Below are 308 nucleotides of genomic sequence, written 5' to 3' on the forward strand. Positions count from 1 at the left end.
GCTCGCCTGCTCGCCCCGCACCGCGACATTGCTCGCAAGCGCGTGACCATGCTCTACCGCCCGATCGACCCGGCCCGGGCCGCGGCGATCGTCGAGGCCGACAAGCGTGACGCCGAGTTCATCGTCGGCTCGTCCCGCCGGCCGACCGGCCGCTCGCGGAAGGACGCCCTGGCGGCGTTCGCGAACGAGTCGGAGGAGTCCGGCGGCGCGGGACTTGTGAACTTCGGCATGGTCGTCACGGCGACCGTCGAAGACCCGGCAACGATCGAAGACGCGCGCGCCGCGATCGACAGCCTCTCCGCTCAGGC

Annotated in this window: 1 protein-coding gene; it reads left to right on the plus strand. The window is 72.1% G+C overall.

Annotated features, from left to right (window positions below):
- A partial coding sequence (locus IFT45_RS16680; protein WP_371811073.1) for an SCO6880 family protein occupies window positions 1-308 on the plus strand: 308 nt, incomplete at both ends.

The sequence above is a fragment of the Frigoribacterium sp. CFBP 13707 genome (genome assembly GCF_014842245.1).
Classification (GTDB): Bacteria; Actinomycetota; Actinomycetes; order Actinomycetales; family Microbacteriaceae; genus Frigoribacterium; species Frigoribacterium endophyticum.